At 52.3% G+C, this 18,126-nt stretch carries 19 protein-coding genes; 7 read left to right on the plus strand and 12 right to left on the minus strand.

Annotation, left to right across the window (positions count from 1 at the left end):
* Window positions 1-15 precede the first annotated feature (15 nt).
* Complete coding sequence (gene nifN, locus EBB_RS16090) at window positions 16-1,413, minus strand: nitrogenase iron-molybdenum cofactor biosynthesis protein NifN (RefSeq protein ID WP_192395052.1); 1,398 nt, start codon at window positions 1,411-1,413, stop codon at window positions 16-18.
* Window positions 1,414-1,415: 2 nt separating this feature from the next.
* Window positions 1,416-2,894: a nitrogenase iron-molybdenum cofactor biosynthesis protein NifE gene (nifE, locus tag EBB_RS16095; RefSeq protein ID WP_192394754.1), complete on the minus strand. Its 1,479-nt coding sequence runs from the start codon at window positions 2,892-2,894 to the stop codon at window positions 1,416-1,418.
* 216 nt (window positions 2,895-3,110) lie between these two features.
* On the opposite strand from nifE, the gene EBB_RS16100 reads away from it, so the two are divergent.
* A complete protein-coding gene (locus EBB_RS16100) occupies window positions 3,111-3,968 on the plus strand; it encodes an ion transporter (RefSeq protein ID WP_192394755.1) in 858 nt (285 codons plus the stop codon).
* Between the two features lie 43 nt (window positions 3,969-4,011).
* The gene (locus EBB_RS16105; RefSeq protein ID WP_192394756.1) at window positions 4,012-4,809 is read left to right on the plus strand and encodes a hypothetical protein; all 798 of its coding nucleotides are present in this window, start codon (window positions 4,012-4,014) and stop codon (window positions 4,807-4,809) included.
* A gap of 96 nt (window positions 4,810-4,905) precedes the next feature.
* Here EBB_RS16105 and EBB_RS16110 read toward each other — a convergent pair whose 3' ends face one another.
* Both EBB_RS16110 and EBB_RS16115 read right to left on the minus strand, forming a co-directional pair.
* Complete coding sequence (locus EBB_RS16110) at window positions 4,906-5,106, minus strand: YgaP family membrane protein (RefSeq protein ID WP_192394757.1); 201 nt, start codon at window positions 5,104-5,106, stop codon at window positions 4,906-4,908.
* 8 nt (window positions 5,107-5,114) lie between these two features.
* Window positions 5,115-6,392, minus strand: coding sequence for an NAD(P)/FAD-dependent oxidoreductase (locus EBB_RS16115; RefSeq protein WP_192394758.1), 1,278 nt, complete (start codon window positions 6,390-6,392; stop codon window positions 5,115-5,117).
* A gap of 205 nt (window positions 6,393-6,597) precedes the next feature.
* Here EBB_RS16115 and msrB point away from each other — a divergent pair, with 205 nt between their 5' ends.
* The 5 genes from msrB to EBB_RS16140 are packed head-to-tail and all read left to right on the plus strand — an operon-like array spanning window position 6,598 to window position 13,444.
* Window positions 6,598-6,990, plus strand: a complete 393-nt coding sequence (gene msrB / locus EBB_RS16120; protein ID WP_192394759.1) for a peptide-methionine (R)-S-oxide reductase MsrB — start codon at window positions 6,598-6,600, stop codon at window positions 6,988-6,990.
* Window positions 6,990-8,294: a M18 family aminopeptidase gene (locus EBB_RS16125; RefSeq protein WP_192395053.1), complete on the plus strand. Its 1,305-nt coding sequence runs from the start codon at window positions 6,990-6,992 to the stop codon at window positions 8,292-8,294. The genes msrB and EBB_RS16125 overlap by 1 nt, the downstream gene beginning before the upstream one ends.
* A 47-nt stretch (window positions 8,295-8,341) precedes the next feature.
* Window positions 8,342-8,923 carry a YfiR family protein gene (locus tag EBB_RS16130; protein ID WP_192394760.1) on the plus strand — a complete coding sequence of 194 codons (582 nt, stop codon included), beginning with the start codon at window positions 8,342-8,344 and terminating at the stop codon, window positions 8,921-8,923.
* Window positions 8,916-11,276, plus strand: a complete 2,361-nt coding sequence (locus EBB_RS16135) for an EAL domain-containing protein (protein WP_192394761.1) — start codon at window positions 8,916-8,918, stop codon at window positions 11,274-11,276. Before EBB_RS16130 ends, EBB_RS16135 begins: the two co-directional genes overlap by 8 nt.
* An 8-nt stretch (window positions 11,277-11,284) precedes the next feature.
* The gene (locus EBB_RS16140) at window positions 11,285-13,444 is read left to right on the plus strand and encodes a TonB-dependent receptor plug domain-containing protein (protein ID WP_192394762.1); all 2,160 of its coding nucleotides are present in this window, start codon (window positions 11,285-11,287) and stop codon (window positions 13,442-13,444) included.
* Here the strand turns inward: EBB_RS16140 and EBB_RS16145 are convergent.
* From EBB_RS16145 to rpsP, 8 genes are all read right to left on the minus strand, one after another.
* The gene (locus EBB_RS16145) at window positions 13,441-13,863 is read right to left on the minus strand and encodes a transcriptional regulator (RefSeq protein ID WP_192394763.1); all 423 of its coding nucleotides are present in this window, start codon (window positions 13,861-13,863) and stop codon (window positions 13,441-13,443) included. The genes EBB_RS16140 and EBB_RS16145 overlap by 4 nt on opposite strands.
* 95 nt (window positions 13,864-13,958) lie before the next feature.
* A complete protein-coding gene (lpxA, locus tag EBB_RS16150; protein ID WP_192394764.1) occupies window positions 13,959-14,732 on the minus strand; it encodes an acyl-ACP--UDP-N-acetylglucosamine O-acyltransferase in 774 nt (257 codons plus the stop codon).
* Between the two features lie 2 nt (window positions 14,733-14,734).
* Window positions 14,735-15,619 carry a site-specific tyrosine recombinase XerD gene (gene xerD / locus EBB_RS16155; protein WP_192394765.1) on the minus strand — a complete coding sequence of 295 codons (885 nt, stop codon included), beginning with the start codon at window positions 15,617-15,619 and terminating at the stop codon, window positions 14,735-14,737.
* On the minus strand, window positions 15,616-16,122 hold the full coding sequence (locus EBB_RS16160; protein WP_192394766.1) for a methylated-DNA--[protein]-cysteine S-methyltransferase: 507 nt from the start codon (window positions 16,120-16,122) through the stop codon (window positions 15,616-15,618). The genes xerD and EBB_RS16160 overlap by 4 nt, the downstream gene beginning before the upstream one ends.
* Window positions 16,123-16,217: 95 nt before the next feature.
* Window positions 16,218-16,565: a 50S ribosomal protein L19 gene (gene rplS / locus EBB_RS16165; protein ID WP_020484866.1), complete on the minus strand. Its 348-nt coding sequence runs from the start codon at window positions 16,563-16,565 to the stop codon at window positions 16,218-16,220.
* Window positions 16,566-16,577: 12 nt separating this feature from the next.
* Window positions 16,578-17,318 (minus strand): tRNA (guanosine(37)-N1)-methyltransferase TrmD, encoded by a 741-nt coding sequence (gene trmD, locus EBB_RS16170; RefSeq protein WP_192394767.1) that lies wholly within the window; start codon window positions 17,316-17,318, stop codon window positions 16,578-16,580.
* 8 nt (window positions 17,319-17,326) lie between these two features.
* Window positions 17,327-17,818, minus strand: coding sequence for a ribosome maturation factor RimM (rimM, locus tag EBB_RS16175; RefSeq protein WP_225587469.1), 492 nt, complete (start codon window positions 17,816-17,818; stop codon window positions 17,327-17,329).
* A 26-nt stretch (window positions 17,819-17,844) separates the two neighbouring features.
* A complete protein-coding gene (gene rpsP / locus EBB_RS16180; protein WP_026602075.1) occupies window positions 17,845-18,096 on the minus strand; it encodes a 30S ribosomal protein S16 in 252 nt (83 codons plus the stop codon).
* Window positions 18,097-18,126: the final 30 nt, after the last annotated feature.

The following is an 18,126-nucleotide window of genomic DNA, read 5'->3' on the forward strand; positions in this document are numbered from 1 at the left end:
CGTGTATGCGGCGGGCTAATGACATGACGGCGAGCACGCTTGACGTTCGGATTCGGGTTTTTGCGCATACGGCGAGTAGTACGGTTCGATCTCCTCGTGGGCAAAGTTGATCACCAAATTGGCTAAATCAAACAAGGTTTGCCGAGTGCCGCGATAGCCTATCCAGGTTTTTTGATAACCGCCGATGATGTCGTACAACGGAAAACCGATGCGCAGGATTGGTATCCCCAAGCGTTCGGCGCTAGCCACGGCATGCGAGTTACCGATCAGCAATTGCGCCTTGCGTTCCTTAGCCATTATTTCCAAGTCTTCCAGGTCGCCGATTTTGATGCTGTCCACCGGTGCCGTTGCCAGCACCGGGGTATTGCCGGCACAGATGGCTGTGACCACTTCCGCACCCATGCCTTGTACCAAATGAATCAGGGCATTGAGTTGATCTGGATCGGCGGCAATCGCTACCCGCAGTTGGCCCAGCATGAAGTGAGTATCGAGCATGGCGTCTTGCAATTGCGCGCGCTGCCGTTCAATCTTTTGCGGCACTGGCACTTCGCTGATGTCCGCTAGCGCAGTAATCAAGGCGTCGTTAGCCTGGAGACCGTAAAGATGATCGAAATAGAAACTGGGGACGCCGGTTTTTTCCTGCAACAGCTCCCCGGACTTGCGTAAGGAGGAGCCGATTATCAAGCTGGCTTTCGCTTCACCCAAAGTCGCCAGCTCCGACACTGGCGTACCGCCGATGGTCACCGGCGAAAAGTCGTCGTCGGTTAGGCTGCCGTCCAGAGAGTCGGACAAGTCCGGCACCAGCACGGGGCGTAAATTGAACTGTTCGATCAAATCGCGCAGCGCTTCCAGATCGCCGGGCGTCAACATGGGGCTAACCAAACAATTGACCTGGCGCTGGCGATTGCCCGGCTTGGTCCCAGCAGTTTCCGCGTCGGGCACCAGGGCTTTGACGATTTCGTAAATGGTCGCCGCATAGCCGGTTTCCACACAACCGGTGAAATCGGGCGTGTTCACCGCGACCAACGCCACGTGCGCGTATTCTGGGTAACGCTCGCGAAACTCACGGACGTTACGATGCACGTCGCAGCCTTGGGTTTCCGCTAATCCGGTGGTCAGGACCGCAATCAAGGCCGGGTTGGATTTTTCGGCAATCGCTTTGATGCCTTCAATGACATTTTCGTCGGCACCCAACACGGAGCTGGCTTGATCCATCGCGGTGGTTTGCAACGGAATCGGCTCGCGAAAATGCCGCACGAAGAACACCTTGGCAAACGCGGTGCAACCTTGCGAGCCATGCAGCATCGGAATCGCCCGATCAAAACCCAGGCAAGCCAGGGAACCGCCGGTAGGTTGGCTGGCCTTTAGCGGATTGACCGATAGGGCCTTGTTGCGTTTGACGATGTCGGCCATGGCTACCCCGCAGTAGGGTACGCATTGCGTACCGGGTTTGCTGAAGCGGTACGCGGTGCGTACCCTACGTTTTCGATCACCGCGGCCGATTTTTTCAGCCCGCCAGTCCGCCAGGGTGGTGTCGCCCGCACGGCTTCCCAAACCGGGCTTTCCAGGGTTAAGGCCAGCTGCCGGACCAGTTCCAACATGCCTTGATAACCTTCGTAACCGAATTCACGCTCTTGGTTGATGTCCAGGAACGGAATCCGCGCTTTCAACGCGGTATACATATTCCGGCCGCCGGCGATCAGGATGTCGGCTTTGTAATCGGCGACAACTTTTAACAAGGCTTTCGGGCTGCCGTCTTCGATCATCAGCGTGTCTTCGCCCATTAATTCGCGAATCCGCGCTTTGTCTTCCTCGGTGGATTTCTTGGTGCCGGTGGCCACGACCACCATCCCCAAATCCTGCAGTGCCGAAATCACCGACCAGCTTTTCACGCCGCCGGTAAACAACAATACCCGTTTGCCTTTTAGCCTTTCTCTCCAGGGCGCTAGTGCTTCGCGGATGCGATTTTCCTCGCGGGCGATGATGGCTTCGGTGCGTTCGATTAAATCAGGATCGTTGATGACTCGGGCGAAGTCGCGCAAAGCCTGGCTGGTATCGGTAATGCCGTAAAAACTGCCTTCGAACCAGGGCGTACCATAGCTTTGTTGCAGCTTGCGGGCCACGTTGACCATGGCTTTGGAGCAGACCATCATGTTGACCTCGGCCTTGTGCATGGTTTGCACTTCGCGGAAACGGGCGTCTCCGGACAGGGTGCACAATACCCGCAGACCCATTTCGTCCAGAAGCGGCAACACATGCCAGAACTCACCGGCGATGTTGTATTCCCCGACCAGATTGACGTCGTGCACCTTGATACCGGGCCGTTCTGTACCGGGCGGCAACGGGTCGGGATCACGGGTGCCAATCACGTGATTGACCATCGCGTCGCCGGCGATGCGGTTACCCAGGTTTTTGGTGCCGTAGAAGCCGGCGCAATCGATGGGTACCACTGGCACACCCCAGCGTTCGGCGGCGGATTTGCAAGTGGCGTTGATGTCGTCACCGACCAAGGCCGGCACGCAAGTGTTATAAATAAACACCGCCGGCGGATTGTAGGTTTCGATGGCTTGTTTGATGGCGTGAAACAGGCGCTTTTCGCTACGTCCCATCACCACGTCTTGCTCGGTCAAATCGGTGGTCATACCAATCCGATACAGCTCCGAACCGGAAGAGCGGGTACCGCGGTTGTCCCAGGAGCTACCAGCGCAGGCGATGGGACCGTGAACAATGTGAGCGACGTCGGCGATCGGTAATAGTGCAATCTGTGCACCATCGAAGGCACATCCGCCCGCCGCCGAACCGGGTTTGGGTTTGGCGCAGCCGGACTTTTCCTTTTTGTTATGCTCGCAAGCCGGTTCGTCCAGCAGTTCCGCAATGTCTTTGGTCGATTTCATAACACAACCTCACGTTTTTATTAATGCTTTTGCAACGGTTGTGCCAACTTATAAACGCTTGAATTTTCTATGCTTTGAGCCAAGCTCATTTGTAGCAAACCCGACAATCGACCGCTGGCGCCAAACAAAATATTGTCTGAGTTAGCCCGACCGCCGGGACCGGATTTATACTTTGCTCGCCAAGCAGCACTCCCCTACCGTTCACCATCGAGAACTATGACCTCTAAGCCCAAACGCCAGCACCGCTACAATCAAGGCAGGACACTGTCCGCGTGGCGCGAGGCGCTGAACCAAATCGTGTTTGGTTCAGAAACCGCCGCCGGGCGGCGCTTCGATATCGCCTTGATCGTGGCAATTTTGCTGAGCATCCTGGTGGTGATGCTGGACAGTGTCGCCGACTTTCAACAACGCTACGCGACGGCGGTGTTCTGGGCGGAATGGCTGTTTACCGGTTTGTTTACGTTGGAGTACGCGCTCCGTTTGATTTGCGTGCGTCGCCCTTGGCTGTATGCACGCAGCTTTTTCGGGATTGTTGACTTGTTATCGATACTGCCGGCTTACCTGGGCTTGCTGCTACCCGGCTCGGAATATATGCTGACTTTGCGGATTTTGCGGCTGTTACGGATTTTCCGGGTACTGAAGCTTTCCGAATATCTGGAAGAAGCCGACATTCTGGTGGTGGCTTTGGTGAATAGCCTGCGAAAAATCACCGTGTTTTTATACGCGGTGCTGACCCTGGTAGTGGTATTCGGCACTTTGATGTATGTGGTGGAAGGTCCGGCCGCCGGCTTTACCAGCATCCCGAAAGCCGTGTACTGGGCCATCGTCACTATCACCACGGTCGGTTACGGCGACATCGCGCCGAAAACGCCGGTAGGGCAAATGATCGCTTCGACCATTATGATCATGGGTTACGGCATCATTGCGGTGCCGACCGGCATTTATAGCGCCGAATTACTGAACACCCGCAAAAACCAAAATCTGGATAACCGCGCTTGCCGAAATTGCGGCGCCGCCAGCCACGATTTCGACGCGGCGCATTGCAAGTATTGTGGGCATCGCTTGGACGAATAGTGGTTGCGCTAACCGTTAAACCACCTATAACGCAACACGACTAATGCTGGAAGAGTTTTGGCATTATTTGGGCGTGCGCACCGCCAGCCGCGAAGCGCGCTTATTGGGTTACGCTCGGGAAATGGCCGCTTTGCAAGTCCGGCACCGCCGCTGTCGCCAAGCCTGGCGCCCACATATCCAAGCCACTCAACAGGCATTGCTGAGTGCCGCACAATTGCTAGGCGATAAGGGTGGCACTGCCCTGATTATCGGCGGCGGTAGCGCACACGATCTACCCATCCCCGAGTTATTGCAGCATTTCGATCAGATAGTGTTGCTGGACATCGCCTTTACTTACCCAAGCCGACGCCTTGCCAAATATTGGCCAAACCGGGTGTTTTGTCATCCGCATGACGCCACCGGCATCGTGGACTGGCTGGCTCAGCATCGGCAAATACCGCCAGCAGCGTTGGTGCAGAATCCCATAGCACCCAAGTTAGCGGTCAAACCGCGTTGGGTCGCGTCGGTCAATTGCCTGACACAATTGCCTTTGCTTCCGCTGGACTGGTTGGCAAATACCGCCGACGAGCCTCGGCAATTGGAAGCTTTCGGCCGGGCCTTGATGCTCGCCCATTTAAACACGTTGGATAACTGGCAAACGCCGGTTTGTCTGATCACGGAAATTGCAGATCAACGCCATAGCCGCGCCGGCTTGCTTGACCGAACAGATTACTGGCCCGTTTTGAGTGCCTATATTCAAAATGCCGATCAATTGGCCAGCTGGGATTGGCTGGTCAATCCACCAGGTGAATTGCTGGAAGGGGGTTGGGAATCGCGAACAGTGGCGGCCTATTTGAAATAGACTGCTATGCCCTATGCGAGAATCAAGTTCGCTCACACAGAACAGAAAACAGCCGAATCGCCGCCTGGCAACGATCCGGCACTTTGACTTAGGCCATCAGAACGCGCAGCCCGATTTAACCCCAAGCTTTTTCAGAATAATCGCCAGCGGACAAAAACCGCTGAACGACGCCTGCAGAAGATTGGCGCCCACAAACGCGGTAAACCACAGCCAATTCGGCGAATGCCAGTGAGCCAGCGCCAGACTGATCAGAACGAACGAGCCGGCAAACGCCATTACCAGACGATCAATAGACATATAGCCTCCTATTTCAAACGCACCACGCCGAGGAATTTCAAGATCATACGTTCGTAAAACGGCTCGCTGATGCCGTTTTTAATCTTGCGCATAAAGTATTTCTCAAAACCGATTTTTGCCAGATGCACCCATTTGCCGTGGTTGGACCAAGTGGTGTTACGCGGCGGAATTTGCGGCACGGCCAAAAACGCCACTCCAGTATCGCCCAAGTCGGCCAGACACAACGCGCTTAAACTGGGTATATCGGACGGCTGTTTGCCGGCCAATTCATCGCGAATGTTATGCGCGGTAGCCGTCACCATGGATTCGATCATGTAGCCGGTTTTGGGGGTACCGGTCGGCACCGGGGTTTTTTCCACCGGCGGCAAGGCGATGCAGACCCCAACCGAATAAATGTTTTTGTAGGTGGGATTGCGCTGATGTTGATCGACAATGACGAAACCGCGCGGATTGGTTAAACCCTCCGCGCCGGAGTGGCGCACCGCATCCACGCCGGTAAACGCCGGCAGCATCATCGAATGCTTAAACGGCACTTCATGTTTTTTCTTTTCGTTACCGTCTTCATCCACTTCGGTAACATACATCATGCCGGCTTCGATGCGGTCCACTTTGGCGTTGGTGATCCATTTAATGGTCTTGTCGCGTAGCGCGCTTTCCAGCAAGCCTTTGGTATCGCCGACGCCGCCCAACCCCAGGTGACCGATATAAGGTTCCGAGGTGACAAAAGTCATCGGCACTTTGTCGCGGATTTTGCGTTTACGTAGCTCGGTTTCCAGAATCATCAGATATTCGTAAGCCGGGCCGAAACAGGACGCGCCCTGCACCGCGCCAACCACAATCGGACCGGGATCGGCCATGAATTTAGCCCAATCCTCGGCAGCCAATGCCGCGTGATCGACATGGCAGACCGATGAGGTATGCCCGCCGTGCGGCCCCAAACCCGGTACTTCATCGAAGGCCAGGCGCGGACCGGTCGCGATAATCAGATAGTCGTATTCAACCGAGGAGCCATCCGCCAGATCAATTTTGTTGTTGGCCGGATCGACTTTAATCGCGGCCTTTTGAATGAAATTGATGCCTTTTTTCGCCATCACCGGCGCCAGCTCGATTTTCAAATCCTCGGGTTTGCGCCATTTCGGCGGCACCCAGGGGTTGGACGGCACAAAGTGGAAAGTCGGCGAATCGGAAATCACCACGACTTCATGTGCATTACCGACTGTTTCCTTCATTTCGTAAGCCATCGGCACGCCGCCGATCCCCGCACCTAACACTACAATTCTTGCCATGACCTTCTCCTCGCTGCTGTTTAGATGAACACACTCTGCGTATTTATTATTTTTATACTGTTGTTATAAGCTTCAAAACCGTGCGGCTCAAGAATATTAGAACATCCTGATGCAATCAACTGAAATATTCCCGGCTTTTGATTGCTTTTGATGCCGAGGTAGACTGGGTACAATGCCCACTAACCCCAGCCTGCGGAACACCACCATGACCGAGAAACACGATACCGAACAAGCCTGGCGCGAGAAGCTAACCCCCGAGCAATATCATGTCTGCCGGGAAAAAGGCACCGAGCCGCCGTTTACCGGCAAATATACCGACTGCGACGAAGCCGGTATCTACCGCTGCGTTTGCTGCGGCCACGCCCTATTTACCTCCGAGCATAAATTCCATTCCGGCTGCGGCTGGCCCAGCTTTTGGGACCCGCTAAATTCGGAAAGTCTGGATCAGCATCCCGATAACAGCCATGGCATGCGCCGGGTAGAGGTAACCTGCCAATCCTGCGGCGCCCATCTGGGTCATGTGTTCGAAGACGGCCCGCAACCAACCGGCCTGCGCTATTGCATCAATTCCGTGGCGTTGACACTGGAAAAATCATGATGCCCGCTCAGCAACAAGTGCAAGATTTGCTGGACTTCATCGACGCCAGCCCTAGTCCTTGGCATGCAGTTGCCAGCATAGAAGAACGCTTGCAGGCATATCAGTTCCAACGCATCCAGGAAAGCGACGCATGGTCATTGGCTAGCGGCGGGCGCTACTATGTGATCAGAGACGATTCCTCCATCGCCGCATTTGTGATTGGCAAACAAGCTTTGGCGGAAACCGGCTTCAAAATACTCGGCGCCCATACCGATTCGCCGGGGCTGCGCGTCAAACCGCAGCCGCTGATCGACTCGGACCAGCTGTTGCGTCTGGCCGTGGAAGTATACGGGGGCCCGATTCTCGCCACGTTTACTGATCGTGATCTGAGTCTGGCCGGCCGTATTGCCTATCTGGATAGCGACGGCAACATCGCCAGCCAACTGCTGCGCTTCGCCGAACCGCTGCTGCGTCTGCCGAATCTGGCGATTCATATGAACCGCGGCGTCAACGAAGACGGCCTGAAGCTGAAAAAACAAACTGAGTTGCCGCTAATTTTTTCGGCCAGTGTCGAGCAACAATTACCAGCCGACCGGTTTCGGCAATTGCTGGCGCAAGCGAGCAACGTTGACGCCGAGCGAATTTTAAGTTGGGAGCTCAATGCCTACGACACCCAGAAAGGCACTCTGTGGGGTGACGGGCAATTGTTTTATGCCGATAGCCAATTGGATAATCTGGCGTCTTGCCATGCCGGACTGACGGCTTTGCTGGATGCGCAAACACTGGATACCAATAGCACGCTGGTCTGTGCGTTTTTCGATCACGAGGAAATCGGCAGCGAAAGCTGCAAAGGCGCGGCCGGCAGTTTCCTGCCCGATGTGCTTGAGCGCATCGCCAATGCGGTCGGAAGTAACCCGGACGACTACCGGCGTTCGCTAGCTAACAGTTTTATGGTTAGCGCGGATATGGCGCATGCCTATCAACCCAACTTTCCCGGCGCCTACGAGCCCGGCCACAAAATTATCGTCAACCAAGGTCCGGTCATCAAGGTAAATGTTAACCATCGTTATTCCTCCGAATGCATTTCAGAGGCGACTTTCATCCACATTTGCCAACAAACCGGAGTGCCTTATCAAAAATACGCGCACCACGGCAATCTGCCCTGCGGCAGCACGATAGGCCCGATAACGTCGGCGAAATTAGGTATCCGCAGTGTCGATGTCGGCTCACCCATGTGGGCCATGCACAGCCTGAGGGAAAGTGCCGGCGTACTCGACCATGCCTATATGATTCGGGCCTTGCGGGGATTTTTCAGCAACCAATAATTTTTCAACTATCCTTGCCTGATGATTTTATCCGGTAGGGAATAACCTTGGTTTCCGTCTTTTCCACTGATGACGCATTGTCGTTGCGGCGCGCTTTTGAGCTCGTAAAGTGGGTAATCCTATTTTGCTTTGTTAGTCAGCCGTCGCCGGCAGACGAACTGAACCTGGAATATAAGGTCAAGGCCGCCTATCTCTATAACTTCACCAAATTCATCACTTGGCCGGAAAAAGCCAGCCCCACCTTTAATATCTGCATCATCGGCCACGACCCCTTCGGGAGTCTGCTGAGCCCGTTGGAGAACAAGACCGTTCAGGAAAAACCCATTCGCTTGTTCAAGTTCGATGCGCCCAAACAGGCGAAAGATTGCGATATCGTCTATTTCGACAATCCCGAACAGCGGGCGGACCTTGCGTTACCGGGTGTGTTACTAGTCGGCTCGCTGAAAAAATCACTGACGGTCAGCAGCGAGCCGTTTTTTGCCGAATCCGGCGGCATGATCGGCTTTGCGCTGGACGACGGCAAAGTCAAACTGCACCTTAACCTCAAGGCTTTGAAGCAAAGCGGTTTTAACGTCAGCGCCAAACTCATCGAAGTTGCCATACTGGTGGAGGGGGGTGAGCATGAGTAGATTCTTCTCGCGGCTATCCATCAAAGGCAAATTGTTCAGCATCGCCATTACCTCCAGTCTATTTTCCATGCTGTTGGCCTTGGTGATTTTGGTAACGGTGAACGTCACCGAAGTAAAACGCAAGGCCCAAAGCGATTTAATCGCCGTAGCCAGCCTGATCGCCAACCGAAGTGTCGCCGCAGTGATGTTCGACGACGCCAATTTGGCCAAGGAAAACCTGGTGTCCTTGAATAACCTCCCCGATTTGCGCAGCGCTTGCGTCTACACCAAAAGAGGTCAGCTATTCACCTCGCTGGACAAGCAATCCGCCACCTGCCCGATCGTATCGCATGGCTTGCGTAATTATTTCGATAAACTCAACCTTTATGTTTATCAGCCCATGCGCCTGGACGACGAAATTGTCGGCGGCATTTTTCTATCCTCCGACCTCAGTGCGGCCTTCTGGCGAGAACTGCAATTTGTCGGTGTGGTGCTGATTGTGTTGTTTGTGGCTTTATCCATTACCTTTTTGCTGACCGCCCCCCTACTAAACCGGGTGGCAAAACCCATCGCGCAACTAGCTAAAACCGCGCAGAAAGTCAGTCAGGAACACGACTATTCCTTGCGTGCAGCCAAGCACAGCAATGATGAAATGGGAATTTTGGTCGATGCGTTCAACGGTATGCTGGATACCGTCGAGATTCAAAACAAAGCCTTGATTAGCGTCAAAAATAATTTCCAGGCTTTGTACGACAACAACCCTACCATGGTGTTTAACCTGGATATGCAGGGGCAAATCATCTCGGTAAACCGCTTCGGCGCCCGCCAGCTGGGTTTGAGCGTTGAGGAACTGCAAGGCTGCTCTATTTTCAACTTCGCCCATCCCGAAGATATCAGCAACTGCAACCAGTTCTTCCAAATCTGCCGTAATCATCCCGAACAAGTACATAAGCTGGAAAGCCGCATCATCTGCCGCAACGGCAACATCATCTGGGCTAGGGAAACCGCGCGCTTGGTGAAGGACGAAAACAATCGTTCTCACTTGTTGTTGGTTTGCGAAGACATTACCGAAACCCGGCGCCTATCGGAGAAAATAGCCTATCAGGCCAGCCACGACGAATTAACCGGCCTAGTCAACCGCCGCCAATTCGACATCCATATTCAAAACTTGGTGTTGGAGGCGCAAGCCAACGATAGCCATCACGTTCTGTGTTATTTGGATCTGGATCAGTTCAAAATCGTCAATGATACCTGCGGCCATCTGGCGGGCGACGAGCTGCTACGGCAGCTCGGCGAAGTACTGCGCCAACAAGTACGCAGAATGGACATATTGGCTAGACTGGGCGGCGACGAATTTGGCATCCTAATGTCGTATTGCTCTCTGGAACAAGCCATCATCACCGGCGAAAAGCTACGCAATGCGGTATGCGACTTCCAATTTGCCTGGGAAAACCGTAGTTTCAATATCGGGGTCAGCATTGGTATCGCCCCGATCAATCGCGCCTGCGGGAATGCCGTGGATGTACTGAAAGAAGCCGATGCCGCCTGTTATGCCGCCAAGGAAAAAGGCCGCAATCGGGTACATATATTCAGTCCGGACGACGAAGAACTCACGCTGCGCCAAGGCGAAATGCAATGGGTGGAAAAAATCCGCCAGGGAATCGAGCGAGACCGCTTCCAGCTATTCGGTCAACTAATCGTACCGATAGCCGCCAATCGTGGCGGTCTGCATTTCGAAACCTTAATCCGCTACCGAGACGATCAAGATAAGGTGATTCCGCCTGGCGCCTTTTTACCTGCCGCGGAGCGCTACAATATGGCTTCGCCGTTAGACCGTTGGGTAATCTCCCGTTTGTTCCAGCACTTGGCAACGACGCCCGGCTTCCTGGAACGGCTGGAAATGTGCTCGGTCAATCTGTCCGGTTTGTCGCTGTCGGACCAAGCCATGCTGGGCTTTATCGATCAGCAATTCCGCAAATGGCAGATACCCACCCATAAAATTTGCTTCGAAATCACCGAAACAGCGGCTATCAGCAATCTTTCCTATGCACGGCAATTTATCGATTCGCTACGCCAAAAGGGCTGCTCGTTCTCCCTGGATGATTTTGGCAGTGGCCTATCGTCTTTTGCTTACCTAAAGAACCTACCGGTAGATTATTTAAAGATAGACGGGCTATTCGTGAAAGACATAATGGATGATCGGGTGGATTTGACTATGGTTAAAGCGATCAACGAGGTCGCCCATGTGATGGGCAAAAAGACCATCGCCGAATTTGTAGAAACCCAAAAAATTTTCGATCTCCTACAAACCTTGGGTGTGAATTATGCGCAAGGCTACGGTATTGCCAAACCGGTGCCCCTGCGGGAATTATGAGAAATACTATGTTGAAAACAGTTAAGAAACGGCTTTTCAAACACTCTCTACTCCTCAGCCTTCTTGGCCAACAGGTATATGCCGAACAAACCGTCAACGATTTTCTGGATTTATCGCCAGCGGAATTAGCCAATATTTCAGTGAGTATTGCCTCGGGTACCGCCAAATCGGTATCGCAATCGGCAGCGGTGACCACCGTTATCACCGCCGAGCAAATTGCCACGATGGGCGCTACCGATCTGCACGAGGTGCTGGAAACCGTACCTGGCATGCATGTTACGATCCAACCGGTGACTAACGACTATAGTTACACGATGCGCGGCATGCGGAACGAAACCAATGCCGAGGTGTTGCTGATGCTTAACGGCACACGTTTCTCGGTGCCTTATCAGGGCACGCATATGGCGGGAATGATTATTCCCGTCGAAAATATTCAACGCGTTGAGGTGATTCGCGGGCCGGGCTCCGCGCTTTACGGCGCCGACGCCTTCGCCGGGGTGATTAATATCGTCACCAAAAAGGCAGCCGATATTGATGGTGTCACGATCGGCGCACGCGGCGGCAATGCCGATACTAAAAGCGCTTGGGGCCAATACGGCGGTAAATGGCAAGGCTGGGATGTGGCGGGTAGCCTGCAATATAGCCATAACGGGGTCGATCCGGATCGAATCATCGCTGCCGACGCGCAAACCCAAGTCGACCAAACGTTGGGTACCAATATATCCTTGGCTCCCGGCCCCATGCAAACCCAAAACGAACGCTGGAACGGCCATCTCAGTTTACAGCGCAAGCATTGGGATTTGGGGTTTTGGGCTTTTAACGAGGGCGGATACGGTTTTCGCTCCGGCACCTTCGGCGCGCTGGATAATAAAGGCAGGGGGAATGGCTCCAACTATCTGGCTGATGTGCGTTACTCGACCGAGGATGAGTTAGAGAACTGGGAACTGCAAGCCCACGCCAGCTTTCTGCATACTGACGTCTCAGCCGATATATACGGTTTTCCAGCCGGTGCAATATTACCAATCGGCGCGGACGGTAATATCACCGAGCAGTTGGCATCGACTAGGGGCTTGGTGCTATTTCCGGAGGGGCTACGCTTTGTCGCCGGCTTTAAAAACACCGTACCCAGTTTTGAACTCACTAGCATTTATAAAGGTTTTTCCGATCATTTGATCCGCATGATCGCCGGCTTCCGCTATGAGGAGATGAACACTCAGGAAGCGCGCAATTACGGCGTAGGCGTTATCAACGGCACCCGGTTATCTGCATTTCCCGCCATCAACCTTGCCGGCGGCTTACAAGATTTAACCGGGACCCCTCTTACATTTATTGACGACCATCATCGCGACATCTGGTCCGCGGCGATACAAGACGAATGGCAATTTGCCAAAGACTGGCACCTGACCACCGGTTTGCGCTTTGACCACTATTCCGACTTTGGTGGCACATTGAACCCCCGCGCAGCGCTGGTTTGGAACATCAATTCTGAATTGACTACTAAATTGCTCTACGGCCAGGCTTACCGAGCACCAAGCTTTGTAGAACAATATCAGCAAAACAGTCCGCTTTTCCTTGGTAACCCGACTTTGAGCCCGGAAACCATCTCAACTACCGAACTGGCATTCGATTATCGTCCGACGAAGAATCTGAGAACCGCGTTGAATTTGTACCATTATGAGATCCGCGATTTGATTAGCGGCCCGATTTCTGGCGCACGCACGCTAACCGAGCGTAACACGTCAGGCCAAGACGGCTATGGCAGCGAGTTTGAATGGGATTGGAAATTTCACTCCGATTGGAATCTACGTGGTAACTATGCATGGCAATTTGCCCGCAACGAATCTACTCACACCCGAGTTAGCAACGTCCCAGAACATCATGTTTACACCGCACTCGCCTGGAATTTTATGCCGAAATGGCAGATTCAAACCCAAATCAACTGGATAGGTCACCGCCTTAGCAGCCCGGAAGATACGAGAGTTTTAAAAGATTATGAAACAATCGATTTGACTTTAAACGCTAAAAAACTGATGGGCTATCTGGATCTGACTGCATCCGCTCGGAACTTGTTCGATAGCAATGGGAAGGAACCGGCTACGTCCAGTTATCCTTATAATCTGCCCGTCGCCGGACAAACTTTTTATTTCGAGGCCGGTTTACACTTTTAGCTAATTGCTTGCGCCGAATAATTTCGGTGAATAGCGTCCAGAAGGTAAGCAACGATCTTACGGCTCAACCAAGCCTCCCCCGCAGCCACGGCATGGATCATTCTATTGATATAGGCCGCCAGAGACAGGCTATTTTGATAACCCTTGGCTCCCGCTAGTATGCAGTGCAGAATTTGCTCTTCATGTAAGTCATCGCCGATGATCACGATATTACTGGTAGGACAGGCAGCCAATAATAAGTTGGTATAGTCCGCTGTTTGGCTACCGCGCAACGCAAAATTCAGCAAAATGATATTGGGTTGCAGTTGTTCGGCAGCATTAAGAGCCTGAATCTCATCCGAATAAAAAGCAACATCCGCTTCCGCCATCAGCATCAGTGGCTGGATTTGGCCGATGTTATCGATTACTTGTATTTTCATGATAAATCTTGCTGTCTGTTAGCGGAATGGCTTGCAACTTTAGCCTCCGGAACTAATTTGTTAGATTCCTACGGCATTGCCCCTGACTATTGAATTCAGTTGGTAACATCGATAAATCCGTGTAATCCACGCTTGGAATCGACTGCCAGCCAACGCCGTAAGTATTGCAGCTCTTCGGTAGATTGCAATTCTTCAAGGCTTTTTTTATTTTTCAACAATCTGAACGCGGCGGAAAGCACTTTGTAATTCTCACCTACTATACCGGCTCGCCGTAAGCCCACTATGTTGAGCCGATAATGCTTCGCGGGCCGGCCACCTATCAACATAAACGGGATTACATCCATATTAATCCCAGTAGTGCCTTGCACGATGGCGTAAGCGCCGATCCGGCAAAATTGATGAACGACTACCGCCCCGCCCATAAACACGTTATGACCCACCTCTACATGGCCACCAATCGCCACATTATTGGCAAAAATAGTTTTGTCACCAACCGAGCAATCATGGGCAACGTGGCTGTTGTTCATGAAATAGCAACCTGACCCGATCCTGGTAGCGCTGCCAACTACTGTAGCCCTGTGCGCAGTAAATCCTTCCCGAAATACGTTATCGTCGCCAATCTCCAGCCACGACTCCGTTTGGGCATCAAAACCCAAATCCTGCGGTAAACCGCCCAGTACAGCGTGCGGGTGTAGCACATTACCGTTACCCATTTTGACGTGTGCATGCACTACGGCATGCGCACCTATTAGACTATTCGCGCCAATCACCGCGCCCGCCTCTATCACCGCAAACGGCCCAACGCTGACATTTTCTCCAAGTATGGCGCCGGTTTCGATAAAAGCGGTGGGATGAATCGATGTAGTCATGGTTAGCCTCTTGGATGATGTTGGGTGTGTAACGCTTTCAAGCGCTGCTGGGCAATATGCGTATAAATTTGGGTAGTGGATAAATCCGAGTGACCGAGCAATAGCTGCACGACTCTGAGGTCAGCACCATGATTCAACAAATGCGTGGCAAACGCATGACGCAGCGTATGCGGCGACAAATGTTTTTCGATGCCGGCCAGCGCGGCATAGCGTTTGATAATGTGCCAAAAAGCCTGTCTGGTCATAGAAGAGCCCCTGCTGGTAACAAACAAATAGTCGCTTTGTCTATTTCCCAGGATTGCTTGTCTGGCAGTATTCAGATAACGTTCTGCCCAATCCATGGCTTCTTCACCAACCGGCACCAGGCGCTCCTTATCGCCTTTGCCGACGATGCGCACACAACCTTGCCGGAAATTGATTTGGCTAAACTTGAGTTCGACTAACTCGGACACCCGCAGCCCTGTGGCGTAAAGCATTTCAAGCATCGTTCTATCCCTGAAACCCAACTTGTCGGTAACTTCCGGAGCATTTAACAATAATTCGACATCGGTTTCTGACAATGAATCAGGCAACGTGCGGCCAAGCTGTGGCGCGTCTATCAATTGGGTAGGATCGATATTAATCTTACCTTCGCGCAGCAAATAACCGTAAAAGCGCCGCAAACAAGACACAATTCTGGCCGACGAACGGCTGCTTATACCTTGTTGCTGTCGGTGAGCCAAAAAGCTCTTGATCGTCGTGTCGTCAACGGTCGCTATATCCTTATCCTTCAGCCACTTCGCAAACAATTTTAGATCGCTACCGTAAGCCGATAGCGTATTGTCGCTTAATCCAAATTCCAGCCACAATGCGTTTAAGAAAGACTCTATGGTCTGCGCCGAATTCATTCGCCGGCCAATCCCAAACCACGCTCGTACTCAAGTAAACGGTGTTTAAGCGCGACAAACTCGCCGTCAGCCTGCCCCATAAAACCGCCGATACCATGCTTTGCCACCACCCGATGACACGGGATAATTCCGGCATAAGGATTATTGCGGCAAGCCCCCGCTATTGCTCTAGGTCCTGAACCCAGCTTCTCCGCCAATCCCGAGTATGTTTCCACTTGCCCGACAGGAATAGCCAATAACGCACTCCAAACCGCTTTACCGTATGCGCTACCCTGACTTAGCAAGTGGACATACAGTTCATTTTGCATCGGGTTTAACAGATAACTTTGCACGCGAACAGCCTGCGGTGACAAAGTCTTAGTTAACTCCCCCCCAACGTGCCAAGATGCATCCGTAATGATTTCACCAGCCATGGTTAATCTTAATTCCGCATCGAGTATTGGCACGGCGAGCTGAGACTCTTCACCATCCGCAACAGTTTGCCAAACGATATGTAAAGGCATCACTTATCTCTTGCTCTCGGCAAAAAAAAAGGCAGCTAAGCAGGCCGCCTTTTCTCATTACCTGATTCGATATAAACGAACCAGATTGCAACGTATTAAGAAAGTTTCTCTTTGATACGTGCGGCTTTACCAGCCAAGTCGCGCAGGTAGTAAAGTTTAGCGCGGCGAACGTCACCGCGACGTTTTACTTCGATGCTGCCAACCGATGGGCTGTGGGTTTGGAAAACACGCTCAACACCAACGCCATGCGAAATTTTTCTGACGGTAAATGCTGAATTCAAACCGCGATTACGTTTAGCAATCACGATGCCTTCAAAAGCCTGTAATCTTTCCCGAGTGCCTTCAGTTACTCTAACTTGCACCACGACAGTGTCGCCAGGTCCGAATTCCGGTACGTCTTTTTTCAGCTGTTCAGCTTCCAATTCTTCAATAATTTTACTCATAACCACACCCTATTAAACAACTTCAGTTCTAAATTCTTTCAGCAAAGCGTCCTGCTCTGCGCTTAATGTTACTTTTCCCAGCATATCCGGGCGCCTGATCCAAGTCCGTCCCAACGCTTGCTTCATACGCCACCGTTTGATGTCGGCATGATTTCCACCGAGTAGCACATCCGGCACATCGCCAATATCGCTACGCTCGGGCCGCGTATAATGCGGGCAATCCAACAAACCATCAAAATGCGAATCTTGTTTAGCAGATTCTTCGTCGCCCAGTACACCAGGAATTAACCTGGTAACCGCGTCGATTACTATCAAGGCTGCCAACTCGCCGCCACTGATCACGTAATCCCCCAGCGACCATTCCTCGTCGCAAGCATGCTGGATAAATCGCTCGTCTATACCTTCATAACGCCCGGATACCAGAATCAATTGATCGCAGCAACTTGCATCCAACAACAGCCCCTGAGTAAGCAATCGCCCCTGTGGACTCAAGCAAATCACCTTACTGCTAGCCAAGGCATTATGTTGTTTGGCTGCAGCTAACGTGTCGAGCAAAGGTTGGCATTTCATTACCATGCCCGGCCCGCCGCCATAAGGCCTGTCATCCACTGTCCGATGTTTATCGTGTGTGTAATCACGAGGATTCCAAACGGATAGATCAACCAAGCCTCGCTCAATTGCTCTGCCGGTTACCCCGTAAGCAGCAGCATCAGATACCATGTCAGGAAAGAGACTGATAACATCGAAACGCATACCTTGAGTTAAAAGTCGGGATCCCAATCGACGATAATGATGCCATCGTCAAGATCGATTTTTAAAATGGTACTCTGCTGCAAAAACGGAATCAGGCGCTCTACCTCGCCATCTACTACTACCAGCACGTCATTAGCACCGGTCTCCAGCAGATGATCAACCTTACCTAGCTTGCAACCTTGTTGGTTACATACTTCCAACCCTATCAGATCGGCCCAGTAATATTCGCCATCGTCTGCTTTAGGTAGTTGTTGCTTGCGTATAAGAATATCCGCCCCCATCAACTCAGCGGCACTATCTCTATCGCTAATGCCTTGCAATTCTGCGACAACCAAGTTGCCTTGACGCCTACCACCAAGCAATTTAACTTCTTGTAGCCTGCTGTTTTTCTGGAGAATCCACGGCGAATACTGCAATATATTTTCCCGGGGATCGGTGAAAGAGTAGACTTTTACCCATCCTTTTACACCAAAAACGCCGGACACTTGGCCGACGTTCAAAAACTCCCCTGCTGGCAAAACTAAACTTAAGCGGCTGCTTTATCGGCGTCTTTAATCAATCTAGCGACGCGATCAGTCGGCTGCGCGCCATTGGATTTCCAGTATTGGACGCGCTCGCTATCCAATACCAATCTTTGCTCACCACCGCGAGCTAAAGGATTGAAAAAACCTACGCGCTCAATGTAACGACCATCGCGACTGCTTCTGCTGTCGGTAACAACAACATGATAGAAAGGACGATTCTTAGCGCCGCCTCTGGACAAACGAATGCTTACCATTTGGATACCTTAAATAACATTGAATCAAAA

Source organism: Methylomonas fluvii (genome assembly GCF_014850975.1).
GTDB classification, from domain to species: Bacteria; Pseudomonadota; Gammaproteobacteria; order Methylococcales; family Methylomonadaceae; genus Methylomonas; species Methylomonas fluvii.